The 7,747-nt window shown below is 68.9% G+C and carries 6 protein-coding genes; 1 reads left to right on the top strand and 5 read right to left on the bottom strand.

What is annotated here, in order from left to right; genetic code table 11:
- Nucleotides 1-156 precede the first annotated feature (156 nt).
- From AB0J68_RS22150 to AB0J68_RS22130, 5 genes are all read right to left on the bottom strand, one after another.
- Nucleotides 157-834 (bottom strand): response regulator transcription factor, encoded by a 678-nt coding sequence (locus AB0J68_RS22150; protein WP_354857778.1) that lies wholly within the window; start codon nucleotides 832-834, stop codon nucleotides 157-159.
- Between the two features lie 198 nt (nucleotides 835-1,032).
- Entirely contained in the window at nucleotides 1,033-1,803 is a 771-nt protein-coding gene (locus AB0J68_RS22145) for an ABC transporter permease (protein ID WP_354857780.1), read from the bottom strand.
- A gap of 138 nt (nucleotides 1,804-1,941) precedes the next feature.
- The gene (locus AB0J68_RS22140; RefSeq protein WP_363940317.1) at nucleotides 1,942-3,465 is read right to left on the bottom strand and encodes a ricin-type beta-trefoil lectin domain protein; all 1,524 of its coding nucleotides are present in this window, start codon (nucleotides 3,463-3,465) and stop codon (nucleotides 1,942-1,944) included.
- Between the two features lie 113 nt (nucleotides 3,466-3,578).
- The gene (locus tag AB0J68_RS22135) at nucleotides 3,579-5,129 is read right to left on the bottom strand and encodes a beta-1,3-glucanase family protein (protein WP_355138340.1); all 1,551 of its coding nucleotides are present in this window, start codon (nucleotides 5,127-5,129) and stop codon (nucleotides 3,579-3,581) included.
- Nucleotides 5,130-5,487: 358 nt separating this feature from the next.
- Nucleotides 5,488-6,231 carry a GntR family transcriptional regulator gene (locus tag AB0J68_RS22130; RefSeq protein ID WP_355067968.1) on the bottom strand — a complete coding sequence of 248 codons (744 nt, stop codon included), beginning with the start codon at nucleotides 6,229-6,231 and terminating at the stop codon, nucleotides 5,488-5,490.
- 299 nt (nucleotides 6,232-6,530) lie between these two features.
- Between AB0J68_RS22130 and AB0J68_RS22125 the strand changes: the two genes are divergently transcribed.
- Nucleotides 6,531-7,634: an ABC transporter substrate-binding protein gene (locus AB0J68_RS22125; RefSeq protein WP_363940315.1), complete on the top strand. Its 1,104-nt coding sequence runs from the start codon at nucleotides 6,531-6,533 to the stop codon at nucleotides 7,632-7,634.
- Nucleotides 7,635-7,747 lie beyond the last annotated feature (113 nt).

Here is a 7,747-nt window from a genome sequence, read left to right as displayed (position 1 = left end):
CCGAACTCAGCCGCACGCCCAGGCGGCGGCGTGCCCACCGGGCCGAGGCCCGCAACGAGGTGAGCATCGTGGCCATATCCGCAGCCTAGGGTCCTCGGGGCTGAGAAGGCGCTGAGAGACCGCCAGGGTGGTGCGACTGCGCCACGTGGGGCACTGTCATCCGCCGTCGGCGGCCAGCCGGTAGCCCATGCCCCGTTCCGTCTGGATGGCCCGCCTGCCAAACGGATGGTCGATCTTGCGGCGCAGGTAGCCGACATACACCTCGACGATGTTGGGGTCGCCGTCGAAGTGGGCGTCCCAGACGTTGTCGATGATCTGCCGCTTGGACACCACGTCGCCACGATGACGCATGAGGAACTCCAGCAGCGCGAACTCCCGGGCGGTCACCCGGATCGGTTGCCCAGCGCGGGTGACCTGCCGCCGGGCCGGGTCCACTGCCAGGTCACCGGCGGTCAGGATCACCGGTCGGGCCGGGGCGCCCCGGCGGATCAGTGCCCGCAGGCGGGCCACCAGCACCACGAACGAGAACGGCTTGATCAAATAGTCGTCGGCGCCGAGGTCGAACGCGTCGGCCTGGTCGTACTCGCCGTCCTTGGCGGTCAACATCAGCACCGGCGTCCACACGTCCCGCGAGCGCAACTGGCGGCACACCTCGTAGCCGTTGAGGCCGGGCAGCATGATGTCGAGCACCACCGCGTCGTACGGGTTCTCGGTGGCTGCCCACAGCCCGTCAATCCCGTTGTGCTGCACATCGACGGTGAATCCCTCGTCGGTCAGGCCGGCGCGGATCACCTCCGCCAGGGCGGTCTCGTCCTCGACGACCAGCACGCGCACGCCGCTCGTTCCTTCCCGCCCGTAGACCCGGCGGACCCGGCCGGGTCCGCGTCACCTCCGATCATCGCGCGCGAAGGGGCGGAGGCGGCCGAGTCAGGATATAGGCGACCCAAAAGGCCAAGATCGGGCTCAACCAGGACCGTGGGGACGCCGCCGCGGCCACGGGCCCAGTACACCCACGGCACATATGCCCACACGTCAGCGACGGCTCGGCCGGGGTTTCGGCGTGGCGGGTTGGAGACGGCTGCGGGCCACCAGTTCGACGGTGAGGACGACGGCGACGGCCTCTACGGCGAGGAGCCCGACGAGGACGACCAACTGCGTCACTCCGGCGGCGAGCGGGCTCGCTCCGCCGAGCAGCACACCGACGAAGGCGCCGGGCAGGGTCACCAGGCCAACCGTCCGGGTCTGGTCAAGCGCCGGGACCAACGCCTGTCCCGCCGCCGGACGGCACACCAGCAGCACCGCGTCGCGGGGCAGCAAGCCCAGGGCCAGGCCGGCCTCCACCTCACCGCGCCTGCTGGTCAGCTCGTCGAGCGCGCGCCGCCCGGCCAGCGACGTCGCGGTCATCGCCCCGCCGATCAGGATCCCCGCGACCGGGATGATCGCGATGCCGCGCATCGGCACCAGGCCCGCCAACAGCAGCCCCGCCACCACAGCCATGCTTCCCACCACGATCGGCGCGCCGGCCCACCACCCCCGACCGCCGCCCGTGACACGCCGACCGGACGTGCCCGCCGCCACCGCGCACATCAGGACAACAAACGCAGCTGTGGCCCACAGCGACACCGCGATGCCCACGATCAGCAGCGACACGGCACCCAGTTGGATCGCGGCACGGACGGCGGCGACCATCACCTGCCGACCGTGACCCAGCTTTCCGAAGGTCACGACGACCGCCGCTACAAGGGTCAGGACAACCAGCGCGACACCGAGCTTCGGGCCAACCACGAGCATGGTCGAGGACATGCCGACAGTCTCCCGCCACGCCCGGCCCTCGCGGTCGCGGCCGACATGCCGCGCTGTCGATATTCGCCGAGCGTAGGACGCTGGAGACGGGCGCCCGGGTACGTGCTCCTCCGGGCACCCGCCCCCGGCGGGGGTTGGTCAGCCGCGTCGCCACTTCTGGTTGGCGCCGCCGTTGCAGGTCCACAACTGCAGGACCGCGTCGTTGTTCGGGTCCCAGTCCTTGATGTCGACGCACTTGTTGGCCTGCGGATTGACCAGGTCACCGGCGCCGCTGAGCACGAACTGCTGCGCGGGATTGCCCGAACAGGTGGCGATCTGGATGGCAGCGCCGTCGGCAGTGGAACCCCAGGCCACGTCCATGCACTTGTTGTTCTGGGTACGCAACGTGCCGCCGACAAACTCCCAGCGCTGGTTCGTGCCGTCGGTGCAGTTCCAGACAATCAGGCGTTGACCATCGCTGAAGTTCCAGTTCGGTACGTCGATGCACTTGTTGTGCCAGTTGCTGACGATCCGGCTGGAGTCGCCAGCGGTGGTGGTCAGAGACAGCCCGTAGCGCTGAAGGATCGGTGTGATTGGCTGGTAGAAGAAGTTGCCTCCGGCGTCGCAGTTGCCGGTGGTCCCGGAGGTGACGCCTTGCGCCTGGTTGCCTGAGATGACCGCGCCTCCGGAGTCGCCGGGCTGCGCGCAGGCGCTGCTGCGCACCAGGCCCACGACCGCACCCTGGGCGTAGTTGACGGTGACGTTCTTGGCGGTGATGGTGCCGCACCGCCAGCCGGTGGTGCGTCCCGAGCGGCAGACCGAGCTGCCTTGGACGGCCTCACCAGAGCCGGCGACCAACACGTTGCCGCCGGCGTAGTTGTTCACCCACGGCTGGGAGGCCCAGGAGCCGTTGGTACGAACCCAGCCGTAGTCGTTGCCGGGGAACACCGACTCGGCGACGGTGCCCTGATCGACGTTGTTGAAGCCGCGGGTGGGCGCTCCCGCCCCACCGCAGTGACCGGCGGTGACGAAGCCGCCGGCGACCGCAAAGCCGACCGAGCACAGCGTTCCGGCACCGATGGCGTACTGGTCGCCGCCCCGGATGTCGAAGACCGGCCGTGGGGTTTCGGTGGTGACCCGGACGGTCACCTCGTCCGGGTCGGCAGTACTGCCCCGGACGAACGCGAGACCGGCGGATCGGGACGTGGCTGCGACGACAACCGTGTTGGTGACCGGGTCGACGTACCAGGTGCGCACCGCGTCCGCGGCGTCGGCCGCCACCGAGTCCAACGCCGACTTGGTGGCATTCAGCTGTCGCTCGGAGCGGGTCACGACCCTCGGTGTCGCGCCGGCGGCCCGTACCGCGGCGGCATCCGCGGCCCGGGTGACGCCCACGAGCAGTTCGGTGCCGTCGACCCAGGCGCCGGCATACCGCTGGCCCAGCGCGCTACGGAGACGTTCGGCGATCGGTGTCGCGGCGGCCTCCATCCGGAGCCGGACCTGGACCTGAGCGTCGGACAGATGGAGGTCTCGGCGCATCGCCTCGGTCATGGACACCGCGGAGTCGTGCGGCGGGGAGATCGGGTCGGACGGCGGCGCGGCGGCGGCGCCCTGGGACGGTACGGCGAGTGTCGCGCCGGCGATGACGGCGACGGCGGCGGAGCGCCATGTGGTCTGTTTCACGGGGGTGTCCTCTATTGCATGGTGGGGTTCAGCGTGGGTGCTCGAGCCGTCCGGGCATCCGTTCGGGGGGACGGATGCCGGCAGCGGCGGGTGGGACGTGGTTCGGGGGTTGGTCAGCCGCGTCGCCACTTCTGGTTGGCGCCGCCGTTGCAGGTCCACAACTGCAGGACCGCGTCGTTGTTCGGGTCCCAGTCCTTGATGTCGACGCACTTGTTGGCCTGCGGATTGACCAGGTCACCGGCGCCGCTGAGCACGAACTGCTGCGCGGGATTGCCCGAACAGGTGGCGATCTGGATGGCAGCGCCGTCGGCAGTGGAACCCCAGGCCACGTCCATGCACTTGTTGTTCTGGGTACGCAACGTGCCGCCGACAAACTCCCAGCGCTGGTTCGTGCCGTCGGTGCAGTTCCAGACAATCAGGCGTTGACCATCGTTGAAGTTCCAGTTCGGTACGTCGATGCACTTGTTGTGCCAGTTGCTGACGATCCGGCTGGAGTCGGTGGCCGGGGGCGGCGTGGTGGGCGGCGGGTTGCCGCCGGTGAACGGCGAGAGAATGATCGCCGCCGAGCGGGGGTCACCGTGGTGCACCAGCGACTCGAAGCCACCGACGTCGTCGTAGGCGAAGCCGTACGCCTTGCCGTCGGCCATGTTGGCGTGGACGATCCGCGAGTAGTGGTTGGGCGAACTGTTGCGGTAGAACTGGTTCGCATCCAGCACCGGCTCCTGCGACGAGGTGCCCAGGGTGCCTCGGTTCAGCGCCGTGCACAGCGTCCGCTTTATCTCCGGCTCGATGAACGGTGGCGTGTTCGGGGCGTTGAACACCCCGTCGCAGCCCCAGACGTTGGCCGTGCTGGGCTTGGCCACCGTGGCGACCTGAGCGCCGGCAGAGTCGGTGAAGACCATGGTGTTGCCGTTGGTCCGGCCGAAGAACCGCCGGTTCGGCTCGTTGACCCGGGGCACGACGGTGAGGGTTCGGCCCGTGTACGCGTTCCACGCCGAGGTGATGTATCCGTCCAGGTAGTTCGGGCTCATCAGGCCGGCGTCCATCGCCTTGCCGGGCGCGAGGACCCGCAGGACGGTGCCGTCGGAGCGGGTGTACACGGAACGGGCGAAGTCGCCGTTGGCCCGGATCTGGTTGATCACGTTCTCCCGGCCGTTGGCGACCGGGTCGCCGGTGCGGATCGTCTGTCCGTCGGCACCGGTGACGCTCACGCCGTGCGGGACGGCGAACATGTCCACCTGGGAACTGTTCAGCCACAGACCCGAGTCGTTGTAGGTGAACTCGGACCAGTCGAACAGGATGTCCCGGTTCGGGTCACCGCCGGCCCACGGAGCGGGTTGGACAAGCCCGTCGGGGCTGAGACGGAGGTCCAACTTCCGGCCGAAGGAGAAATAGATCCGGCCCGAGATGAACCGCGGGACGCGTACGGTGACGCTGCCTCCATTGCCTGGGCCCGAGATCGCGACGTCCGGCGCGGGGGTCGGTGGCAGGCCACCAGCGGGCCAGGCCGAGAACTGTCCGGCGGCATTGACGTAGCCGAGCCGGCCGCCGGGGCGGATATCCTGCCCCAGGATGTAGAGGAACACGGCCTCGCCGCGGCCGGAGTTGTTCGTGACGGTGACGGGTAGGACATCAGGCCCCACCGCGTCGGCCGGCTGCGGCATGACGGTGACCATCGGAACAGCGGTGACAAGGACCGCCGCAGCGGCGCCGAGAGCCACCCTGAGGCGGCCTAGCATCGACAAGCTCTTGTTCAACCGGAACCTCCTGACATCGGCCTGGCCCGTCCTGACGGCCAGGACGAGTCCGAGAGAGCGCTCTCACAGCCTGATAATCATCGATGGCAAAGTCAACAGCAATCGTTAACTTTGTTGCCTGTGATTCGGAGGTCATCAGGTCCCAGATAACCCGGGAGCACCATGAGGCAGCGTCAACGGGCGGGCATCGTGGACGGCCCACCCTCTCGGTGTCGGCGCCCCGGGCCGGCTCGGCGGTCAGGCACTCTGGGTTGAACCCCAGGGTTCAGCGGATGCCCACGAAGAACCGGGTCTGGTCACTGCGGTGCAACGCGTAGTAGGCCTCGAAACGGGTGCCGTCGGGCAACCAGGCCACGGATTCGATGCCGAGCAGAGGCGTTGAGGTCGCCACCTCGAGCAGCGCGGCGTCGTCGGGCTCCGGGAAGACCGCTTCGATCCAACGGTCGGCTGCGGCGGCCTCCAGCCCGTAGCGGCGTCGCAGCACGTCGTACAGCGACTGGTTCTCGAGCACGGCGCGCTCCAGGCCGGGCACCAGGCGGGCCGGCAGAGCGGTATCGACGAGCAGCCACGGCTGTCCATCGACCCGTCGGAGTCTGCGCATCCGTACGACCTGCTCGCCGTGCGGGATCTGCAGCAGCTCGGCTTCGCGCTGGTCCGCCTCGCCGAGGCTCTGGCTGATCGTGTGGGTGGCCACCCTGCGGCCGGCCTCCCGCAGATCGTGCGCGGATCCGGACACCGAGCCGACGAAGTGCAGCTCCGTCTTACGTGGAGCGACGAAGGCGCCCCGCCCTTTGACCTTGTAGATCATCCGCTGCTGGACGAGCTCACGCAGCGCTTCCCGCACCACGGTCCGAGAGACGCCGAAGATGTCGCTCAACTCCGCCTCGGAGGGCAGCGGCTGGTCCGGGCCGACCTCACCCGACTCGATCTGACTGCGCAGCGCTCGCATCAGCTGCATCCACAGCGGTTCGACCCCGTCACGGGTCAACCGCCGGTAGGTCATCGTCATGGATCCCCTTCTCATCGATCGCGTACAGCATGCCATGCCGCTAATGCTGTCGTTACAGGTTGCACGGATTTCTGAGGCGGGATCGCGGATGGCGGTACCCACCGTCAGGGAATCCCCTGGTCGTTACGCCCCTGTTACCAGAAACACTGTGACGTGCAACACGTTCTTAACGCAGATCTAGCGCACCTGTCACTACAGGTCTGTAATAACTGGACCTCGCCCCACCCCCGTGGTGGCCAGGCAACCTGCGCACACCGTGTCCCGCTCCGGCGGGGCCGCTCTTCCTGGAGGCCCCCACCATGCGCGTCCACCACACATCCCGGCGCTGGCGCGCCGCAGCGTCAGCCTCGCTCGCGGCCGCAATCGCGCTAACGGCGTCCGGTTGCGGCTCCGGCTCGAACGACGGCGGAGGGAGCGCAGGCGGCGACAAGCCGTTCATCGCGCTCAGCAACGGCTTCATCGGCAACGGCTGGCGGCAGACGATGATCGCCAAGTTCGAGGCCTCCGCCGCCAAGGCGCAGAGCGACGGGCTGATCGGCAAGTTCAAGGTCGTCAACGCCCCCGGCGAGAACTCGGCCACCGAGCAGGTCGCCCAGATCAAGAGCCTGCTGCTGCAGAAGCCGGACGCCCTGCTCATCGACCCGGCCTCGCCGACCGCGCTCAAACCGGTCATCCAGCAGGCCTGCGACGCCGGCATCAAGGTCGTGGTCTTCGACTCAGCGATCGACGCCCCCTGCGCCCACGTGCTGCTCAACAGCTTCAAGGACTGGGCGACGGCCGCAGCCGAGCCGCTGGTCAAGGGCATCGGCGGCAAGGGAACGGTCATCGTCAGCCGCGGCGTGGTCGGCTCCCAGCCCGAGGAGGAGATGTACAAGACCACGCAGGAGATCCTGGCCGCCAACCCGGATGTCAAGGTCGCCGCGACCGTCAACGGGATGTGCGACGGCGCCAAGGCGCAGAAGGCCGTGCTCGGCGTGCTGTCCAGCGTGCCGAAGGTGGACGGCGTCATCGGCTGCGGCGACGGCTACGGCGTCGCCCAGGCCTTCACCACGGCCGGCAAGCCGATCCCGGCGCTCACCTTCGAGACCAACGGCCGCGCGCTGAAGTACTGGCAGGACAGCAAGCTCGACAACGGCTCGGTCGCGGTCATGTCCGACCCGGGCCAGTCGGTGGCCGCCCTCTGGGAGGCGATCGACCTGCTCGACGGCAAGGACATCCCGAAGGAACTGACCTTCCCGATCGTGCTGGTGGAGCAGAAGGACGTGGCCGCCTGGGCCGGCGCGCTCAAGCCCGACGAGTACGCCGCCTGGCCGTGGACCCAGGACCTCTTCCGCAAGCAGGTCGAGGCCGTGAAGACCGGTGGCGCGCCGGTCCAGCCGCCGATCCCGACGGCCGCCGGCTGACCGGGACATCCCAAAGGAGCGGATCATGCACGTCGACAACCTGCCGGTGGGGTCGCTCGCGGCCCCGCCGGCGGGCGACCGGGAGGCCACACCGGCCCAGCCGGTCGTCACCG

The organism is Micromonospora sp. NPDC049580, assembly GCF_040675595.1.
Classification (GTDB): Bacteria; Actinomycetota; Actinomycetes; order Mycobacteriales; family Micromonosporaceae; genus Micromonospora.
The sequence above is the reverse complement of the archived record's forward strand: the minus strand, read 5'-3'. Positions and strand labels throughout refer to the sequence as shown.

What these genes read in the sequence shown, in the direction of transcription:
- AB0J68_RS22145 (WP_354857780.1), bottom strand. Translation starts at nt 1,803, where the DNA reads ATGTCCTCGACCATGCTCGTGGTTGGCCCGAAGCTCGGTGTCGCGCTG.
- AB0J68_RS22135 (WP_355138340.1), bottom strand. Translation starts at nt 5,129, where the DNA reads ATGCCGCAGCCGGCCGACGCGGTGGGGCCTGATGTCCTACCCGTCACC.
- AB0J68_RS22130 (WP_355067968.1), bottom strand. Translation starts at nt 6,231, where the DNA reads ATGACGATGACCTACCGGCGGTTGACCCGTGACGGGGTCGAACCGCTG.
- AB0J68_RS22125 (WP_363940315.1), top strand. Translation starts at nt 6,531, where the DNA reads ATGCGCGTCCACCACACATCCCGGCGCTGGCGCGCCGCAGCGTCAGCC.